The 17,737-nt window shown below is 77.4% G+C and carries 18 protein-coding genes and 1 riboswitch; of the genes, 15 read left to right on the top strand and 3 right to left on the bottom strand.

Annotation, left to right across the window (positions count from 1 at the left end):
- The 4 genes from EJA20_RS15340 to EJA20_RS15325 all read left to right on the top strand — a co-directional run.
- Window positions 1-380 (top strand): response regulator (locus tag EJA20_RS15340; protein WP_129339369.1); only part of this gene is annotated, 380 nt, incomplete at its 5' end.
- Window positions 377-832 carry a chemotaxis protein CheX gene (locus EJA20_RS15335; protein WP_129339368.1) on the top strand — a complete coding sequence of 152 codons (456 nt, stop codon included), beginning with the start codon at window positions 377-379 and terminating at the stop codon, window positions 830-832. The genes EJA20_RS15340 and EJA20_RS15335, both read left to right, overlap by 4 nt.
- A gap of 34 nt (window positions 833-866) precedes the next feature.
- Window positions 867-1,226, top strand: a complete 360-nt coding sequence (locus EJA20_RS15330) for a response regulator (protein ID WP_129339372.1) — start codon at window positions 867-869, stop codon at window positions 1,224-1,226.
- 10 nt (window positions 1,227-1,236) lie between these two features.
- Window positions 1,237-1,728 (top strand): hypothetical protein, encoded by a 492-nt coding sequence (locus tag EJA20_RS15325; protein WP_129339367.1) that lies wholly within the window; start codon window positions 1,237-1,239, stop codon window positions 1,726-1,728.
- Window positions 1,729-2,442: 714 nt separating this feature from the next.
- Here EJA20_RS15325 and EJA20_RS15320 read toward each other — a convergent pair.
- Window positions 2,443-3,126, bottom strand: coding sequence for an arsenate reductase/protein-tyrosine-phosphatase family protein (locus EJA20_RS15320; protein WP_276319549.1), 684 nt, complete (start codon window positions 3,124-3,126; stop codon window positions 2,443-2,445).
- Window positions 3,127-3,214: 88 nt separating this feature from the next.
- Between EJA20_RS15320 and EJA20_RS15315 the strand changes: the two genes are divergently transcribed.
- The gene (locus EJA20_RS15315) at window positions 3,215-4,717 is read left to right on the top strand and encodes an NCS2 family permease (RefSeq protein ID WP_129339365.1); all 1,503 of its coding nucleotides are present in this window, start codon (window positions 3,215-3,217) and stop codon (window positions 4,715-4,717) included.
- 180 nt (window positions 4,718-4,897) lie between these two features.
- Window positions 4,898-6,223, top strand: coding sequence for a UDP-glucose dehydrogenase family protein (locus EJA20_RS15310; RefSeq protein ID WP_129339364.1), 1,326 nt, complete (start codon window positions 4,898-4,900; stop codon window positions 6,221-6,223).
- A gap of 88 nt (window positions 6,224-6,311) precedes the next feature.
- Here EJA20_RS15310 and EJA20_RS19560 read toward each other — a convergent pair whose 3' ends face one another.
- Window positions 6,312-6,830, bottom strand: coding sequence for a VanZ family protein (locus tag EJA20_RS19560; RefSeq protein ID WP_240675544.1), 519 nt, complete (start codon window positions 6,828-6,830; stop codon window positions 6,312-6,314).
- Between the two features lie 123 nt (window positions 6,831-6,953).
- Here EJA20_RS19560 and EJA20_RS15300 point away from each other — a divergent pair, with 123 nt between their 5' ends.
- The 4 genes from EJA20_RS15300 to EJA20_RS15285 all read left to right on the top strand — a co-directional run bounded on the left by EJA20_RS15300 (window position 6,954) and on the right by EJA20_RS15285 (window position 11,730).
- On the top strand, window positions 6,954-7,388 hold the full coding sequence (locus EJA20_RS15300) for a MarR family winged helix-turn-helix transcriptional regulator (protein ID WP_129339363.1): 435 nt from the start codon (window positions 6,954-6,956) through the stop codon (window positions 7,386-7,388).
- On the top strand, window positions 7,385-8,731 hold the full coding sequence (locus EJA20_RS15295; protein WP_129339362.1) for an MFS transporter: 1,347 nt from the start codon (window positions 7,385-7,387) through the stop codon (window positions 8,729-8,731). The genes EJA20_RS15300 and EJA20_RS15295 overlap by 4 nt, the downstream gene beginning before the upstream one ends.
- 66 nt (window positions 8,732-8,797) lie before the next feature.
- On the top strand, window positions 8,798-10,744 hold the full coding sequence (locus tag EJA20_RS15290; RefSeq protein ID WP_129339361.1) for a DUF4012 domain-containing protein: 1,947 nt from the start codon (window positions 8,798-8,800) through the stop codon (window positions 10,742-10,744).
- A 311-nt stretch (window positions 10,745-11,055) separates the two neighbouring features.
- On the top strand, window positions 11,056-11,730 hold the full coding sequence (locus tag EJA20_RS15285; RefSeq protein WP_129339360.1) for a peptidase: 675 nt from the start codon (window positions 11,056-11,058) through the stop codon (window positions 11,728-11,730).
- A 121-nt stretch (window positions 11,731-11,851) separates the two neighbouring features.
- Here EJA20_RS15285 and serC read toward each other — a convergent pair whose 3' ends face one another.
- Entirely contained in the window at window positions 11,852-13,006 is a 1,155-nt protein-coding gene (serC, locus tag EJA20_RS15280) for a phosphoserine transaminase (RefSeq protein ID WP_129339359.1), read from the bottom strand.
- Window positions 13,007-13,179: 173 nt separating this feature from the next.
- Here serC and EJA20_RS15275 point away from each other — a divergent pair, with 173 nt between their 5' ends.
- The 5 genes from EJA20_RS15275 to EJA20_RS15255 all read left to right on the top strand — a co-directional run.
- Entirely contained in the window at window positions 13,180-14,004 is an 825-nt protein-coding gene (locus tag EJA20_RS15275) for a metal-dependent transcriptional regulator (RefSeq protein WP_129339358.1), read from the top strand.
- A 303-nt stretch (window positions 14,005-14,307) separates the two neighbouring features.
- Window positions 14,308-14,467: riboswitch (cyclic di-AMP (ydaO/yuaA leader) on the top strand.
- 9 nt (window positions 14,468-14,476) lie between these two features.
- Window positions 14,477-15,334: a C40 family peptidase gene (locus EJA20_RS15270; protein WP_129339357.1), complete on the top strand. Its 858-nt coding sequence runs from the start codon at window positions 14,477-14,479 to the stop codon at window positions 15,332-15,334.
- Between the two features lie 257 nt (window positions 15,335-15,591).
- Window positions 15,592-16,098, top strand: coding sequence for an HNH endonuclease (locus EJA20_RS15265; protein ID WP_240675543.1), 507 nt, complete (start codon window positions 15,592-15,594; stop codon window positions 16,096-16,098).
- Between the two features lie 233 nt (window positions 16,099-16,331).
- A complete protein-coding gene (locus EJA20_RS15260) occupies window positions 16,332-17,393 on the top strand; it encodes a universal stress protein (protein ID WP_129339356.1) in 1,062 nt (353 codons plus the stop codon).
- A gap of 89 nt (window positions 17,394-17,482) precedes the next feature.
- The coding region (locus EJA20_RS15255; RefSeq protein ID WP_205687534.1) for a hypothetical protein at window positions 17,483-17,737 on the top strand (255 nt) is incomplete at its 3' end.

The raw sequence follows: 17,737 nt of genomic DNA, 5'->3' as shown, positions 1-17,737 counted from the left end.
CCCTCCACGGTCTCGGCTTCGAGACCTACCAGGCCGAGCACGGCCAGGACGCACTGGACCAGCTCGAGAGCGGGATCGAGGTCGACCTCGCCTGCATCGACTGGAACATGCCCGTGATGGACGGCCTGACCTTCGTCAGCCGCGTCCGCTCCGACCCGCGCTGGCGGTCGGTGACGCTCATGATGGTCACCACCGAGAGCGAGCAGTCGCAGATCGTGCGGGCCCTGGCGGCCGGTGCGCACGAGTACCTCATCAAGCCCTTCACCCCGGACGCGATCCGCGACAAGCTCGAGCTGCTCGGGCTCGTGGCCGTCCCCTCCTACGCCGACGCGTACGGCGACCCGTACGCCGTCGCCCAGCCCGTCGAGGAGCCGGCATGACCGTCACCACCGTGGACACCGACCAGGTCCTCGCCATCGCCGAGGCCGTCTTCTCGGCGATGGTCGACGGCGACGCCGGGCTGCTGCTGCCCTGGTACGGCGAGCTGCCCGAGGCCGTCGAGCCCCTGTGCGCCTGGGTCGACCTGCACGGGGAGGTCGCCGGGCGCGCGGCCCTCGTGTGCGAGCTCGACACGGCGCACGAGCTGGCCCGCGCACTCCTCATGATGGGCCCGCAGGAGCCGATCGGTGAGTCGGACCTGGTGGACGCGTTCGGCGAGATCGCCAACGTGGTCGGCGGGAACATCAAGTCGCTCCTCCCCGTGCAGGGGTCCCTCGGGCTGCCGCAAGTCGCCCTCGGGACGGCCCCCGCGGTCGACGCCCCCGTGGCGGAGGAGCTCCGGCTGTCCTGGCGCGGGCAGCCCATCGTCATCAGCATCTGGCTCGTCGCCTGACGCGCCAGGACCGAACAAGGAGCAGAGAACCGTGATCCGAGTGCTCGTGGCCGACGACAGCCGCGTCATGCGCCAGATCGTCGTCCGTACGCTGCGCCAGGCCGGCTACGACTGGCAGGTGCGCGAGGCCGCCAACGGCGCCGAGGCCCTCGAGGCCGTGCGCGAGGACGAGCCCGACGTCGTCCTGTCCGACTGGAACATGCCCGAGATGACCGGCATCGAGCTGCTGCGCCGCCTGCGCGCGGAGGGCTTCGAGACGCCGTTCGGCTTCGTCACCTCGGAGGGCTCCGCGGAGATGCGCGAGACGGCCGACGAGGCCGGCGCGCTGTTCCTCATCGCGAAGCCGTTCACCGCGGAGTCCTTCCGCGAGGTCATCGAGCCGGTCCTGGCCTGAGGGGGACGAGATGAGCGACGCGAACCCGCTGCCCAACGCCAAGGAGGTCCGTGACCTCCTGGAGTCCCTCGTCGGACGGGACGTCGAGGTCGCCACGGGCGGCCTCAAGGTCGACCCCGACGCCCCCGGCGGCGCCCTCGCCGGCGTGTACGTCGACCAGCGCCTCTCCGCGCAGGCCCTCGTGCTCGTCGACGGCGCGCTGGCCGCCTTCCTCGGTGCGGCGATCGGCCTCGTGCCGGCGCGCACCGCCCAGGAGGCCGTGGCCGACCACGAGCTCCCCGACGACCTCGCCGAGAACGCGGGGGAGGTGCTCAACGTCATGGCCTCGCTCTTCAACCACGACGACACCCCGCACCTCAAGCTCGACGGCACCTTCGGCCCGGCCGACCGCCTGCCGAACGACCTCGCGGGCTTCGCGCTCGCGTTCGTCCGGCGCCTCGACCTCGACGTCACCGTCTCCGGCTACGGCCCCGGCCGGCTGTCCGTCGTCGTCCTCCCCTGAGGCGTCGCCCTCGGCGTCACGTCCCGACGTCAGGGCCCGGCGCGCGCCCCGTCACCCCTCCGGGTGACGGGGCGCGCGTCGTCGTCCCCGCCGCCCCCGCCGCACCTCTCCGTCGGCACCCCACCTCACACGTCGGTGTCGCACTTCCCCGTCGGCGCCCCACCTCCCCGTCGGCGCCCCACCTTCCCGTCGGCGTCGCATCTCGCCGTCGGCGACGCACCTGGAGGTGCCCCTCCGACGGCGAAGTGCGACGCGGACGCCTACCCCCGAGGCGCCGGCCCGGCCGTCACGTCCCGCCGGGCCGCTCCGCGTCGCACCCCCGACGAGGCCCGGCCGCCCCCGGCCCGTCGGCGCCGACGTCGCCGTCGGCGCCCCACCTCACGGTCGGCGTCGCACTCTGCCGTCGGTGTCGCACCTGGAGGTGCCCCTCTGACGGCGAAGTGCGACGCGGACGCGTACTCCTGAAGGCGTCGGCCCGGGCGTCACGTCCCGACGCCGGGCCGCTCCTCGTCGCACCCCCGACGAGGCCCGGCCCCAGCCGGCCCGTCGGCGCCCCACCGCACCGTCGGCGCCCCACCGCACCGTCGGCGCCTCACCTCACCGTCGGTGTCGCACTCTGCCGTCGGTGTCGCACCGGGAGGTGCCCCTCCGACGGCGGAGTGCGACGCCGAGGCGCCCCACCCGCCGCGCGGCCGGGGGGCGGCGGGGGGCGGGTCAGCCGCGGGCTGCGGCGGCGAGCGCCCGGACGCCGGGCACGAGGGCGTCGAACGACTCCCGGTAGAGCGAGGCCGGGCCGTTCCACGGGTCGACGACGTCGTCCTCGGCGGGGTCGGCGGCCGGCGCGAGGCCACGGCGGGCGGCGAGCAGCGGCACGAGGGCGGCGAGCCGGGCGGCCGGCCCCCGCCGGCCCGTGCCGGCGGGCGCCTCCGCGAGCAGGGCGTCCACGTCGGTGGCCTCCAGGAGCCGCCCGATCTCGCGCAGCGTGAACGTCCGCCGGACGGCGGCGGGCAGCACCTCGACGACCGCCGACCGGTGCCGCCGCGTCGCGACGAGCACGAGGCCCGCCCCGCGCAGGTGCTCCGGGCGCAGCTGCCGCGCGACGAAGCCGTCGGGGTCGGCGCCGGCCTCCCGCACGAGGGCCGCCATGGGCGCGGCCATCGCGGCCCCGGCGAGCGCCCCGGTGCCGGCGGAGGCGACCTCGACGCCGGAGCCCTCGGGCAGCGCCGCGGCGAGCAGCCGCTCGACGGCGGGGGAGCGGCAGACGTTGCCCGTGCACACGACGAGCACCCGGAACGCGGGCGCGGCGACGGGCGCGGCAGGCGGCACGGCGGCGGGCACGACGGCGGGCACGGCGGCGGGGTCGGCGACGGGCGAGGACGGGGCGGCAGGCTCGCTCACGCGCCCATCATGGGTCACGCCGCGGGCACCGGCGGGGTCGCCGCGGACGTGGCGGGGCCGTCGTCCGCCCGGCTGCCACACTGCGCCCATGGCGAACCCCTCCCCGGCCGCGACGGCGGCCCCGGCGGCGCGCGGCCCCCTCGGCGCGCTCGACCGCTACTTCGAGATCACCCGGCGCGGGTCGACCGTCGGCACCGAGATCCGCGGCGGCCTGGTCACCTTCTTCACGATGAGCTACATCATCGTGCTGAACCCGCTCATCATCGGCACGGTCCGGTCCGACGGCGGCGAGGGCACGTTCCTCGGCGGCGGCGACGTCCCGGACCTCCCGGCGGTCGCGGCGGCGACCGCGCTCGTGGCGGGCCTGATGTCCATCCTCATGGGCGTCGTCGGGCGCTTCCCGCTCGCGCTGGCGGCCGGCCTCGGCCTCAACGCCGTCGTCACGTACTCCGTGGCCTTCCTGCCCGGGATGACCTGGGCGGACGCCATGGGCATCGTCGTCCTCGAGGGCCTCATCATCCTCGTGCTCGTCCTCACCGGGTTCCGGGAGGCGGTCTTCCACGCGGTGCCGGCGCAGCTCAAGACGGCGATCAGCGTCGGCATCGGCCTGTTCATCGCCTTCATCGGTCTCGTCGACTCCGGGTTCGTGCGCATCCCCGCCTCGCAGGCCACGCCCGTCGAGCTCGGCGTCTCCGGGTCGCTCGGCTCGTGGCCCCTGCTCGTGTTCGTCGTCGGCCTCCTGCTGGCCGTCGTGCTCGTGGCCCGCCGGGTGAAGGGCGCGATCCTCATCGCGATCGTCGTCGCGACGCTGCTCGCGCTCGTCGTGGAGGCGGTCGGCCGGATCGGCCCCCGCACGGACGGGGAGGCGGTGAACCCCGGCGGCTGGGCGCTCAACGTCCCGGCCCTGCCCTCGTCGGTCGTCCAGGCGCCCGACTTCTCGCTGCTCGGCCAGTTCTCGCTGTTCGGCTCGATCGAGAAGATCGGCGTCGTGGCGGTCGTGCTGCTCGTCTTCACCCTCCTGCTCGCGGACTTCTTCGACACGATGGGGACGATGGTCGCCATCGGCGGCGAGGCCGGCCTGCTCGACGAGGAGGGCAACCCCCCGCGGACCCGCCAGATCCTCGTCGTCGACTCCGTCGCGGCCGCCGCGGGCGGCATGGGCTCCGTGTCCTCGAACACCTCCTACGTCGAGTCGGCCGCGGGCGTCGGCGACGGGGCGCGCACGGGCCTGGCCTCCGTCACCACCGGCGTGGCGTTCCTGCTGGCCACGTTCCTGTCGCCGCTCGTCGACGTGGTGCCCTTCGAGGCGGCGACGCCGGCGCTCGTCGTCGTCGGGTTCCTCATGGTCGTCCAGGTGGCGGGGATCGACTGGAAGGACGTGGAGATCGCCGTCCCGGCCTTCCTCACGATCGTCCTCATGCCCTTCGCCTACTCCATCACCGTGGGCATGGGCGCCGGGGTCATCTCGTTCGTGGTGCTCAAGCTCGCCCTGGGGAAGGCCCGGGCCGTGCACCCGCTCATGTGGGTGGTCGCGGTGCTGTTCGTGGCGTACTTCCTCATCGTCCCGCTGCGGTCGCTCGCCGGGGTCTGACGCCGGGCAGCGGGCCCGGGCCCCGGCGGCGTCCCCGGGCGCCCGGGGGCCGGGCGGGTGACCTCCACGCGAGTGTGACGAGCCCGACCGGGCGAAACCGGGCAGACCGGTCCCGACCGGCCCCCCGGCCCGGCTAGCCTCGACGCGACCCCCAGCCGTCCTGGAGAGATTGGAGCGAGCATGCGGATCTCTGTGATCGGCTGCGGCTACCTCGGTGCCGTGCACGCCGCCTGCATGGCCCAGCTGGGCCACGACGTCATCGGCATCGACGTGGACCCCCGCAAGATCGAGGCGCTGGAGGCGGGCCGTGCCCCCTTCTTCGAGCCCGGCCTGCCCGAGCTGCTGACCTCGGCCCGCGAGACGGGCCGCCTGCACTTCTCGACGGACATGTCCGCCGTCGCCGGCGCGCAGGTGCACTTCCTCTGCGTGGGCACGCCGCAGAAGCAGGGCGAGTTCGCCGCCGACATGCGCTACGTCAACAGCGCGTTCGACGCGCTGGTGGAGCACGTCGCCCCCGGGGACGTCGTCGCCGGCAAGTCGACGGTCCCCGTCGGCACCGCCGAGGGCCTGTCCGAGCGCCTCGCCGCCACGGGCGCCACGCTCGTGTGGAACCCCGAGTTCCTCCGCGAGGGCTTCGCCGTCAAGGACACGCTGCACCCCGACCGCCTCGTCTACGGCCTGCCGACGGACGAGGAGGGCGTCCCGACGCCCGAGGGCGTGAAGGCCCAGGGCGTCCTCGACGAGGTCTACGCCCGGACGCTGTCCGAGGGCACGCCCCTGGTGACGACGGACTTCGCCACGGCGCAGCTCGTCAAGGTCGCCGCGAACTCGTTCCTCGCGACGAAGATCTCCTTCATCAACGCGATGGCCGAGCTCTGCGAGGCCACGGGGGCCGACGTCACCCGCCTCGCCGACGCCATCGGCTACGACGCCCGCATCGGCCGCAAGTTCCTCAACGCCGGCCTCGGCTTCGGCGGCGGCTGCCTCCCCAAGGACATCCGCGCCTTCATGGCCCGCGCCGGCGAGCTCGGCGTCGACCAGGCGCTGTCGTTCCTGCGCGAGGTCGACTCCATCAACATGCGTCGCCGGGTGCGCGTCGTCGACCTCGCCCGCGAGGTCTGCGACGGGTCCATCGTCGGCAAGAAGGTCGCCGTCCTCGGCGCCGCGTTCAAGCCGAACTCCGACGACGTCCGCGACTCGCCGGCCCTGTCCGTGGCGGCGCAGATGCAGCTGCAGGGGGCCCACGTCACCGTGACGGACCCCGAGGCCGTGGCGAACGCCCGCGCCAAGTGGCCGGACCTGCACTTCGCCGACAGCGCCCTCGAGGCGGCCCAGGACGCGGACGTCGTGCTCCTGGCGACGGAGTGGACCGAGTACCGCGAGCTCGACCCGGCCGCCCTGGCCGAGGTCGTCGCGCACCGCCGGATCCTCGACGGCCGCAACGTGCTGGACCCCCGGGTCTGGCGCGCGGCGGGCTGGACGTACCGGGCGCTCGGCCGCCCCTGACGGACCCGCGTCCCCCCGGGCCACCGGCACCCCGCCCTGCGCGGGGGCCGGTGGCCCGTGCCGTTCCCCGGACGGTCCCGTGCCGGCGTCAGCGGCGCGTGCGGGCTCCCGCCGGCGCGCCGGTCCTCGCGGGCGCCGGGACCCCGCCGGTCGCCGGGCGGCGGCGCGGCCGTCCGACGAGGGACGCCGCCGCCGCCCCGACGGCCGTGCCCAGCGTGTTGAGGACGACGTCCTGCACGGTCGGGACGCGGGTCGGCAGGAGCGTGGCCTGGGTCGTCTCGATGCCGGCCGAGGCCAGCGCCCCCGCGGCGACGACGAGCGCGGCGGCGAGCAGCGGCCGGCGGGCCCGGGGCGGCCCCCCGTGCAGGAGCGGCAGCGCGAGGGCGCCCAGCGGCACGAACATCACGACGTTGGAGACGGCCTCGAGCCCCAGCCACGTGATCGGCACCCCGCGCGCGGCCAGCCACGCGACCGCGGCGCGCACGGCGTCGGAGGTGCCCTCGTCGGCGGGGGCGTCCCCGAGCGTGATCCGCGCGACGAGGAGCGCCCACACCGCCAGGGCCGAGGCGAGGACCGGCCGGGGGAGGGGACGGGTCGTCGCGGGCACCGGCCCACCGTAGGCGTGCCGCCACGGCGCACGGGGGCGGTGCCGGCGGCGGCGCCGTGGGGATCCTGTGGAGGGGCGGGACCCGAGAGGTCGTGACCGGAGGTAGTGAACTACGTTAAGGACGTGACCACCACCCCCGCGACGACCGGCGCCCTCGCCGCCGAGCTGCGCGTCGCGATCTCGCGGGCGGCGCGGCGCATCAAGAACGAGCGCGGCGACGCCGGCCTGTCGGACCCGCAGTTCAACGTCGTCGCCCTCCTGGACCTGCACGGGCCGATGACCCCGGGCCAGCTCGCCGAGGCCGAGCACATCGCCGCGCCGGCGATGACGCGGACCGTCGGCCTGCTCGCCGACCTGGGCCTCGTCGCGAAGGCCGACCACCCGACCGACGGCCGGCAGGTCGTCGTCACCCTCACCCCCGCCGGGGAGGCCGAGGTGCGCCAGACGCGCCTGCGCCGCGACGTGTGGCTCGCCGGCCGCCTCGACGGCCTCACCCCGCAGGAGCGGGCCGTCCTCGAGGACGCCGCGCAGCTGCTCCGGAGGATCGCCACGTCGTGAGCAAGACCTTCTCGTCCCTGCGGTACCGCAACTACCGCCTGTGGTTCGCCGGCGCGCTCGTCGCGAACGTGGGCACCTGGATGCAGCGGGTGGCGCAGGACTGGCTCGTGCTCACGGTCCTCACGCAGGACTCCGGGCTCGCGGTCGGCATCACCACCGCGCTGCAGTTCGGGCCGACCCTGCTGCTCTCGCCGGTGGCGGGCGTCCTGGCCGACCGGCTCGACCGGCGGCGCCTCCTCGCCGCCACGCAGGTGGCCCAGGGGCTGCTCGCCCTGGGCCTCGGCCTGCTCGTCCTCGGCGGCCACGCGCAGCTGTGGCACGTCTACGTGTTCGCCGGCCTGCTGGGCTGCGTGTCCGCGATCGACGCGCCCGTGCGGCAGACCTTCGTCGCCGAGCTCGTCCCCGAGAGCGGGCTGGCGAACGCCGTCGGCCTCAACAGCGCCTCGTTCAACGCCGCCCGGCTCATCGGCCCGGGCGCCGCCGGCCTCCTCATCGCCGCGATCGGCACCGGCTGGGTGTTCGTCCTGAACTCCGTCACGTTCGCCGCCACGCTCGTCGCGCTCGCGGCCATGCGGGGCGACGAGCTGCGCCGCATGCCCGTCGCCGCCCGCCGGCCGGGGCAGATCCGCGAGGGCGTCGCCTACGTGCGCGGCCGCACGGACATCCTCCTCATCATGGTCGTCGTCGGGGTGGTCTCGACCTTCGGCCTCAACTTCCAGCTGACGAGCGCGATGATGGCGCGCACGGAGTTCGGGCGCGGCGCGCAGGACTACGGCATCGCGGGGTCCGTGCTGGCGGTCGGCTCCCTCACGGGGGCGCTCCTGGCGGCCCGGCGCGACCGGCCCCGCGTGCGGCTCGTCATCGGCTCCGCCTTCGCCTTCGGCGTCTCGTCGGCCCTCATGGCGCTCATGCCGACCTGGGAGACCTACGTCGCGACGGGCGTCCTCGTCGGGCTGTCGTCGCTGACGATGATGACCGCGGCCAACTCGACCATCCAGATGAGCACCGACCCCGCCGTCCGGGGCCGCGTCATGGCGCTGTACATGATGGTGTTCCTCGGCGCGACGCCCGTCGGGTCGCCGCTCGTGGGGTGGGTCGGCGAGCACCTCGGGGCGCGCTGGGCGGTCGGGATCGGGGCGCTGTCGGCCGTCGTCGTGGCGGTCGCCGCGGCGTTCTGGGCGCGGCGCGCCTGGCACGTCGAGGTGCACTACCGGCTGCGGCACCGCCCGCACCTGCAGGTGCTGCACCCCGAGGACCTCGCGGCCGAGCGCGAGGACCGGCGGACCGCGGCCGCCGACGCGCAGGCCGTCCGCGACGCGCAGGGCCGGACCGCCGCGGCCTGAGGCGCCGCGCTCGGAGGGGCGGCCGTGCCGGGCGGTCGCACCCGGCCGCCGTGGCAGCATCGCCCGGTGGCCCGACGCGACGACCCGAGCACCGGCGCCGGCGGGGAGGCCGTCCGCAGGGACGCCGTCGACGGCCCCGCCGACGAGCCCGGCGACCCCGGCGGCAGCGGCGCCGGCGGTGTCGTCCGGGCCCGGCGCTCCCCGGCGGTCCTGGTCGGGGCCGCCGCCCTGGCGCTCGTCGTGCTGGTCGGCGGGTGGCTCGGGGTCCGCGTGCTCCTCGTGCGCGACGCGCTCGCCGACGCGCGGGGCGCCGTCGCCGGCCTCGAGGACGCGGCGCGGGCGGAGGACCTCGGGGCGGCCCGGACGGCCCTGTCCGACCTGCGCGCCGCGAGCGCTCGGGCCGTCGCGCAGCGGGACGTGGTGTGGCGGGCCGCCGAGGGGCTCCCGCTCGTGGGGCCGCAGCTGGGCGCCGTGGGGACGGTCGCCGGCGCGCTCGACGCCGTCGCGCAGCGCGCCCTGCCCGAGGTGCTGACCGCGGGCGAGGCGCTCCTGGAGCAGGGCGGGGGCGCGGCGGACGGCGCTGCCGGCGGTGCCACCGGCGGTGCTGCGGACGGTGCCGCCGACGACGCGTCGCGGCTCGTCGACCCCGACGCGGTGGCGGCGCTGGCGCCGGCGCTGACGCGGGCCGCCGGGGTCGCCGTCGACGCGGACGCCGCCGTCGCCGCCGTGCGCCGGGACGGGCTCGTCGGACCCGTGGCCGAGGGCGTGGGCACCGCAGGCGAGGGGCTGCACGCCCTCGCGTCCGGCCTGGACCGCGCGGCCACCGCGGCACGGGTGCTGCCCGGGATGCTGGGCGCCGACGGGCCGCGGACGTACCTCGTCGTCTCGCAGAACCTGGCCGAGCCCCGCTCGCTCGGCGGCATCGTCGGCGCGGTCCGCGAGGTGCGGGTCGAGGACGGCCGACTGACCGTCGGCGACCAGCTCAGCACCTCCGACCTGCCGGGCGTCCCCGAGCCGGTGCTGCCGCTGTCGGAGGAGGAGGTGGCGCTCTTCGGCGACGGCCTCGGCCGGTACGTGCAGAACGCGACGATGACGCCCGACTTCCCGCGGGCCGCGGCGCTCGTCGCCGCCCACTGGGCACGGCAGCGGCCGGGGGCCGTGGACGGCGTCGTCGCCGCCGACCCCGTGGCGCTGTCCTACCTGCTCGCGGCGACGGGGCCGGTCCCGCTCCCGGACGGCACGTCGGTAGGGGCGCCCGGGGTCGTCGACGAGCTGCTCCGCACGGCCTACCGGCGGTTCGCCGACCCCGCGGACGCCGACGGCTGGTTCGCGCAGGTGAGCGCGAGCGTGCTCGCGGCGCTCGGCGGCGGGGCGGGCGGGGTCGTCGAGGTCGCGGGGGCCGGGGCCCGGGCGGCGGCGGAGGGGCGCCTGCTCGTGTGGTCCGCCGACCCGGCGGAGCAGGCCGAGCTCGCGACGACCGAGGTCGGCGGCGTGTTCCTCGTCGACCCGGCGGCGGCGGGCGCGGGTGCGGCGGCGCGGCCCGACGCCGCGGACGAGGTCGCCGTGCTCCTCAACGACAGCACCGGCGGCAAGCTCGGGGCCTGGCTGTCCGCGCGCACGAGCGTGGAGCGGCTGACCTGCCGCCCGGACGGCACGGGCACGGCGACCGTCCGCGTGGACCTCGCCCACCGCCTGGCCGCGGCGGACCTCGCCGACCTGCCGGCCTACGTCCAGGGTCCGGTCGGCACGCGGGCGCCGGGCGTGCTCACGCTGACCCTCGACGCCCTGGCGCCCGTCGGGGCGACCCTCGAGGCGCTCGAGGTGGACGGGGCGGCCGTCACGGGGACGTCGGCGACTCTCGCCGGTCGCGGCGCGCAGGCCGTCGGGCTGACGTTCGCGCCGGGCGAGAGCCGCACCGTGCGGCTCGTGGTCCCGGTCTCCGGCGACGCCCTCGCGGTGCGCACCACCCCGACGGCGACGGACCCCGGCCGCACGCGACGCGCCTGCGGCTGACGGGCCGCCGCGCGCAGAGGTCGGGCACGGGCGCCGGGGTGCCTGTGGACGACGGCCCGCAGCCCCGGTGCGCGCTGCGGGATGCTCCCGCCGTCCTGCCCGGGACGGCCGGGCGTCGGCCGACCGGCCGGGAGGAGCACGCGTCGGGGGCGGGCGACGAGCGGGGTCCTCGCAGGTCGGCGCACCGGACGTACCGGGGCGGACCGCCCGGCGGGGGTGGGTGAAACGTCCGAATCACCCGCTTGGTCCTGCCACCGGGCAGGGCCCCGCGGTGAGGATGGGGACGTCGAGATCGGTCGGGGGGAGAGGTCATGGACAGGTTCGTGAGGTTCGGGGCGACGGTGCTCGTCGCGGCAGGGGTCGGGGTCGCCACGGCGGCCGGCGCGGGCGCGGCGGTGCCCGCCGCGGCCGGCTGCGGGACGTCGGACGGCTACACCGCGGCGGTGCCCTGCCAGGTCGCCGCCACGGTCGTCCCCGAGTGCACGGACGACGCCCCCCACCTGGACTACGCGGCGACCGTGTCCGGAAGGACGGCCTCCACGGCCGACGTCACCTTCGTGAACCCGGACGGCGAGGACGTGACCTACACGGGCCTCCCGCTGCAGGGTTCCGTGCCGTGGCCGGGCTCGACCGTCGCCGCCGACGGGCGCGTCACGGACTGGCCGGGCTGGACCCGGAGCGCCGCGGGCGCCTGGCGCGTCGGGGACGACTTCGCGTGGGCGACCGGGAGCGACCTGCGCGTCGTCGTCGCCGCCGGCGGCCTGTCCACCACGGCCACGGTCGCGTACCCGTCGACGGGCGCGACCTGCGTGCCGGTGCGCGCGGCCGTCCTCGCCGACCCGGGCACGCCCGCCGGCGGGGTGCGCTCGGCGGTCCTCGCGGCCACGGGCGCGGGCGTGGTCCCGGCCGCCGGCGTCGCCGCCGCGCTGGTGGCGGTCGGGGCCGGTGCCGTGGCGCTCGGCCGGCGTCGGGCGACGCAGGCCTGACGTCGCACAGGGCCGACGAGGGCCGACGAGGGGTGGTCCCGGGCACGCGGGGCCGCCCCTCGTCGCCGTCCCGGGGCCGGGGCGCCGCCCGGACCCGGACCGGGGGGCGTGCCGGCCGGGTCTACAGGTGGTCGACGACGTGGTCCACGCAGGCGGTGAGCGCGCGCACGTCCTCGGGGTCGACGGCGGGGAACATGCCGACCCGCAGCTGGTTGCGCCCGAGCTTGCGGTAGGGGTCCACGTCGACGACCCCGTGGGCCCGCAGCGTCGCGATGACCGCCGCGGCGGGCACGGCCGGGTCGAGGTCGACGGTGCCCACCACGGTGGAGCGGTGCGCGGGGTCGGCGACGAAGGGCGCGGCCCACGGCCGGCTCTCCGCCCACCCGTACAGGTGCGCGGCGGACGCGGCCGTGCGCGCGGCCGCCCACGCCAGCCCGCCGCGGTCGAGCAGCCACTCCACCTGCTCCGCGAGCAGGACGAGGGTGCCGATCGCCGGGGTGTTGAGGGTCTGGTCGGCGCGGCTGTTCGTCAGCGCCGCCGTGAAGGACAGCGATCCGGGCACCCAGCGCCCGCCGGGTGTCCCGTCGGCGCCGGGACGGTCCCGCTCGAGACGCGCCGCCCGCTCGACCGCCGCCGGCGAGGCCAGGGCCAGCCACAGGCCGCCGTCCGAGGCGAAGGACTTCTGCGGCGCGAAGTAGTAGACGTCGGTCTCGCGCACGTCGACGGCGAGGCCGCCGGCCGCGGACGTCGCGTCCACGAGGGCGAGGGCGCCCTCCGTCCCGGCGGGCCGGACCACGGGCGCCATCGCCCCCGTGGACGTCTCGTTGTGCGGCCACGCGTAGGCGTCCACGCCCTCGACCGCGACCGGCAGGGCCACCGACCCGGGTGCGGCCGTGCGGACGTCGGGGTCGAGGAGGAAGGGGGCGCCGGTCGTGGCGGCGGCGAACTTCGCCCCGAACTCCCCGAAGGTCGCGTGCTGCGCGCGCCGCTCGACGAGGCACGCGGCGGCGACGTCCCAGAACATCGTCGACCCGCCGTTGCCGAGCACCACCTCGTGGTCCGCCGGCAGGTCGAACAGGGCCCGCAGGCCCGCCCGCACGCGGCCGACGAGCGCGCGCACGGGCGCCTGGCGGTGCGAGGTCCCCAGCAGGGTGCGCCCGGCGGCGGACAGCGCGTCCACCTGCTCGGGCCGGACCTTGGACGGCCCGCAGCCGAAGCGGCCGTCGCGCGGCAGGAGGTCGGCGGGGATCCGGACGAGCGGGGCGTCGGCGGTCACGGCCCGAGGGTAGGTGCCCGCGACCGGGCGACGGGCGGGCCGACTACCCTGGCGCCCGGGACGCCCCGTGGCACGGTCCCGGTCCTCCCCGCCCGCGCCCGTCGCGGCCGGGGGTGCGCCGGCGGCCGCGGGCCGGGGCGCGTGCGGGCTCGACGGACACGGGAGGCGGAGCGGTGAGCGACCTGATCGACACCACCGAGATGTACCTCAAGACGATCTACGAGCTGACGGAGGAGGGCCGCACGCCGCTGCGCGCCCGCATCGCCGAGCGCCTCGGCCACTCCGGGCCCACGGTGTCGCAGACGGTGGCGCGGATGGAGCGGGACGGGCTCCTCGTCGTGAGCGGGGACCGCCACCTCGAGCTGACCCCCGCGGGCGAGGCCAAGGCCGTCCGCGTCATGCGCAAGCACCGCCTCGCGGAGCGGCTGCTCACGGACGTCATCGGCCTGGAGTGGCCGTACGTCCACGAGGAGGCCTGCCGCTGGGAGCACGTCATGAGCGAGCGGGTGGAGCGGCGCCTGGCGGCGCTGCTGCACCACCCGCAGCACGACCCCTACGGCAACCCCATCCCGGGTCTGGACGAGATCGGCGAGCAGGGCGCGCTCGAGGGCTTCCTCGACGGCGTCGTGCCCCTGAGCGAGTTCGGCCGGCGTGCGCCCGCGCTGGCCGCCACCGGGACGGCGGCGCGGTCCGCGGGCCGCCCGGTGACGGCGTCCGCGCCGCACGCGGGCGGTGGCGTCGCCGGCACGGTGCGCGACGCGCCCGCGCCGGAGGAGGACGAGGGCACGGAGGCGGTCGTCGCCCGGATCGCCGAGCCCCTCCAGGTCGACGTGGAGCTCCTCGCGCAGTTCGCGGACGCGGGGCTGCGGCCCGGCGCCCGCGTCGTGGTGCGGCACCTCGGCGGCGGGCGCGTGCAGGTCGGCGCGGCCGGGGCGGAGGGCCTCGAGCTCGACGACGAGGTCGCCCGCCACGTGTTCGTCGGCGCCCCCGCGGCCTGAACCCGGCCGGTCGTCGTCGCGCCGTCGGGTCCCGACCTCCCCTACCCCCGACGCGTCCGTGGTGCCTCCCGGGGTGGCCACCGTTCACCCGTCCGGGTGCCTGTGACATGCCTCACCGCTCCAGGCCGTCGCACCTGGTCACGGCGGCGGCCCGGTGGCGTCGACAGGCTGGGGGCGGCCCGTCGTCCCCCGGGCCGTGACCGGAACGTGACATCCCCGTGTCCTCTCGGTACCGTCGTCCCGCCCTGGGGACCCTCCTCCCCGGGAGCCCTCGACCGGTCCGCCGAGCCCTGCCGCCGGTCGAGGTCTCGATCCGACCGTCGGCAGGGACGGGGGAACCAACAGCGGACGTCCACCCGGACGTCCTTGGGGTGAAGCCGCGGCACGGACCCAGGTCCGCGCCCGGCCGGGTGATCTCCGCCCGAACCCGACAGCTCACCTCGCAGGCGTCAGGAGAGGCAACCGCGTGTCCGTGAGCACCACCCCCAGCACCACCGCGCCCAGCGCCGCCCGCGCCCGTCACCGGGCCGCCCGTCGTCCCTCGACGCCGCTGACCGACCTCGCCGCCGTGACCACCGGGCAGATCGGCGTCGTCAGCCGCCGCACCGCCGTCGTGGCGGCGTCCTCCGGGCTCGTCGTGAGCATGCTGGGGGCCACCCCCGCCGCCGCGGCCACGCCCGCCGAGGCCGGCAGCCTGCCCGCGTCCGTCGACACCCACGCCCTGACGGCGGCGGCCCGTGCCGCCCTCGCCGCGGCGCCGGTCGTCACGGCCCCGCAGGAGGCGGCGTGGACGTTCGACGCCCCCGCGGTCACCGCCGTGGCGCCGCCGCCGCCGGAGCCGGAGCCCGAGCCGGAGCCCGTCGTGGAGCGCGCCGCCACGGCCTCGCGCAGCGCCGAGCGCGCCGCCGTGGCCGAGCCGGCCGCCGAGCCCGCCACGGAGGAGGTCGCCGTCGAGGCGCCCGCCGCCGAGCCGGCCGCGGCCGCGCCCGCCTCCGGGGCCGGGAGCTCCGTGGTCGAGATCGCCGCGCAGTACATCGGCGTGCCGTACGTCTACGGCGGCACGACGCCCGCCGGCTTCGACTGCTCCGGCTTCACCTCGTACGTCTTCCGCCAGCTCGGCGTCGAGCTGCCCCGCACCTCGTCCGCGCAGCGGGGGGCCGGCACGGTCGTCTCCGCCTCCGAGGCCCGCGCCGGGGACCTCATCTGGAGCCCGGGGCACATCTCCATCTACGCCGGCGACGGCATGCAGATCGACGCGCCCCGTCCGGGCAAGACGATCCAGCTGCGCAGCATCTGGCAGAGCTCGCCGGTCTTCATCCGCGTCCTCTGACGCCGGCGCGGCCCGGCGCCCCACGGGCGCCCGGGCCGGCCACCGACCCGGCGCACCCTCCGGCCGCCCGCGGGACCGCGCCGGGCCACCGCGCCCGCTCGGGTCGCGCACGCACCCCTCCGACGAGGCCCCGACGGCACCTCCGTGCCGTCGGGGCCTCGTGCTCTAATGGTCGCGCACCACGCCTTTCGCCCCACCTGCTCCACACCAGCGGCCGGCACCCAGCCGGTCCGCCCACCGAGGTCAGGAGTGCGCCCGTGCTGACGACCGCCGTCCCCCGAGCCCTGCTGCTCAACGCGAGCCTGGAACCGCTCTGCATCGTCAGCGTGCACCGGGCCGTGGTGCTCGTCATGACGGACAAGGCGACGGTGCTCGAGTCGGCGGGCCGCCTGCACGCGGAGCACCTGACGATGCCGCTGCCCGTGGTCCTGTGCCTCACGCGCTACGTGCACGTGCCCGTGCGGCGCTCCGTGCCGCCGACCCGCCGCACGGTGCTGCAGCGGGACGGCCACCGCTGCGCCTACTGCGGCGGCACGGCGGACACGGTCGACCACGTGCTGCCGCGGTCGCGGGGCGGCCGGCACGAGTGGGCGAACGTCGTCGCCGCGTGCATGCGGTGCAACCACCGCAAGGCCGACCGCCTGCTCCACGAGATCGGCTGGGAGCTGCCGTTCGTGCCCCACGCCCCCCGGTGGTCCCTCGCGTTCGGCCCCGCGGCCGTGCGGACCGAGCCCGCCTGGTCGCCCTACCTCACCGCCGCCTGACGCGCGGCGCCCGGCCCGCGGCGCCCGGCCCGCGGCGCAGGTGTCCTGACGCCCTCGGGGGCACGGGCCGTGGTGCGTCGTGACCGGTCCGTGCCCTGGGCGCTACTGGCCCAGCGGGTGAAGTCCGGTCATAGTGGTGCTCCGGGACGGCCGCGAGGGCGCGGCCGCCGCCGCCGGTCGCCGCGCCTCGCGGCCCCGGGGGTGGTCGTCGCCCGGAGACGGAGGTCTGCGCGATGGGACGCGACGGCACGGTCCTCGTGGGCGTCGACGGGTCGGCGCCCGGCACCGGCGCCCTGCGCTGGGCCGCCGCGGAGGCCCTCCGGCACGGCTGGGGCCTGCGCCTCGTCTGCTCCTACGCCCTGCCCGCCTACGCCACGGCGCTGGACGGCGGCTTCGGCGGGTTCGACGACTCCGTCCTCGAGCGCGGCGCGAAGGAGACCCTCGCCGACGCCGCCGCCTGGGTCGACACCCAGGGCATCCCCGTCACCACCGAGCTGGCCGCCGGGGACGCCGCCGGCGTGCTCGTCGACCTCAGCCGGGAGGTCGCGCTGACGGTCGTCGGCACGCGGGGCCGGGGCGGCTTCGCCGACCGCCTCCTCGGGACGCTCTCGTCGGCGCTCCCGGCGCACGCGCACTCCCCGACGGTCGTCGTGCCGCTGCGGCGGCCCCTCGCCGCGCGGCCCGACGAGGCGGTCGGCGGGCTCTTCGGCCCCGAGCGCGGGGGAGCCACCGTCGGCAGCGCGGACGTGCTGCTCCCGACCACGGGCAGCGTGCCGGTGGTGCCGTGGGAGGACGCGCCGGCCGGCCCGGCCGACGTCCACGACGGCACGCCCGCGGTCCGGAGCATCGTGGTCGGCGTCGACGGCTCCCGCCAGGCGGTGCGCGCGCTGCGCTACGCGCTGGCGGAGGCCGAGGCCTGGGGCGCCGAGCTGACGGCCGTCGCCGCGGTGCCGCTGGCGGCCTCCGCCGGCGTCCTCGCCTGGCTGCCGGCCGTCACCGACCACGAGCAGATCCTGGCCGAGAGCGCGGAGCGGCTGGACGCGGTCGTCGACGAGGTGCTGCTCGACCACCCCGGCGTGCGCGTCCGCCGGATCGTCCTCGACGGGACGGGGGCGCAGCTGCTCACGGAGTTCTCCACCGCCACCGACCTCGTCGTGGTGGGGTCGCGCGGGCGGGGCGGGTTCAGCGGCCTCCTCCTCGGCTCGACGAGCCAGGCCGTCCTGCACCACGCCCGCTGCGCCGTCATGGTCGTGACGGACCGGGCCGACGACCGGCCCGCCCGGCGCGCCCGCTGAGCCGTGCGGTCCCGGAGGCGCCTCCGCGCGGCCCGACGCCGTCCCGTGCTCCCGCCGCCGCCGGTGCGCGCCCGCGGGGCGGGGCCCCGATGACGGACGCGCACGGCCGGCGGCGCGGCGGTCGGCGGGGCCTGTCCGTCGGGGTGGCGCTCGCGCTCCTCGTCGCCCCGCTGCCCGTGGCCGTCGCCGTCGGGCTCGGTGCCGACGCCCGCAGCGGCGCCCGGGCCGACGCCGCCGCCCGGGCGGCCGTGGCGGCACGGGTGGCCGGCGAGGTCCGGGCCTCCGACGGCGACCTGGCCCTCGCCACGGAGCGGGCCGCGGCGGTCGCCGCGGCCGCGCGCGCA

This window comes from Cellulomonas endophytica (assembly GCF_004123805.1).
Classification (GTDB): Bacteria; Actinomycetota; Actinomycetes; order Actinomycetales; family Cellulomonadaceae; genus Cellulomonas; species Cellulomonas endophytica.
The sequence above is the reverse complement of the archived record's forward strand: the minus strand, read 5'-3'. Positions and strand labels throughout refer to the sequence as shown.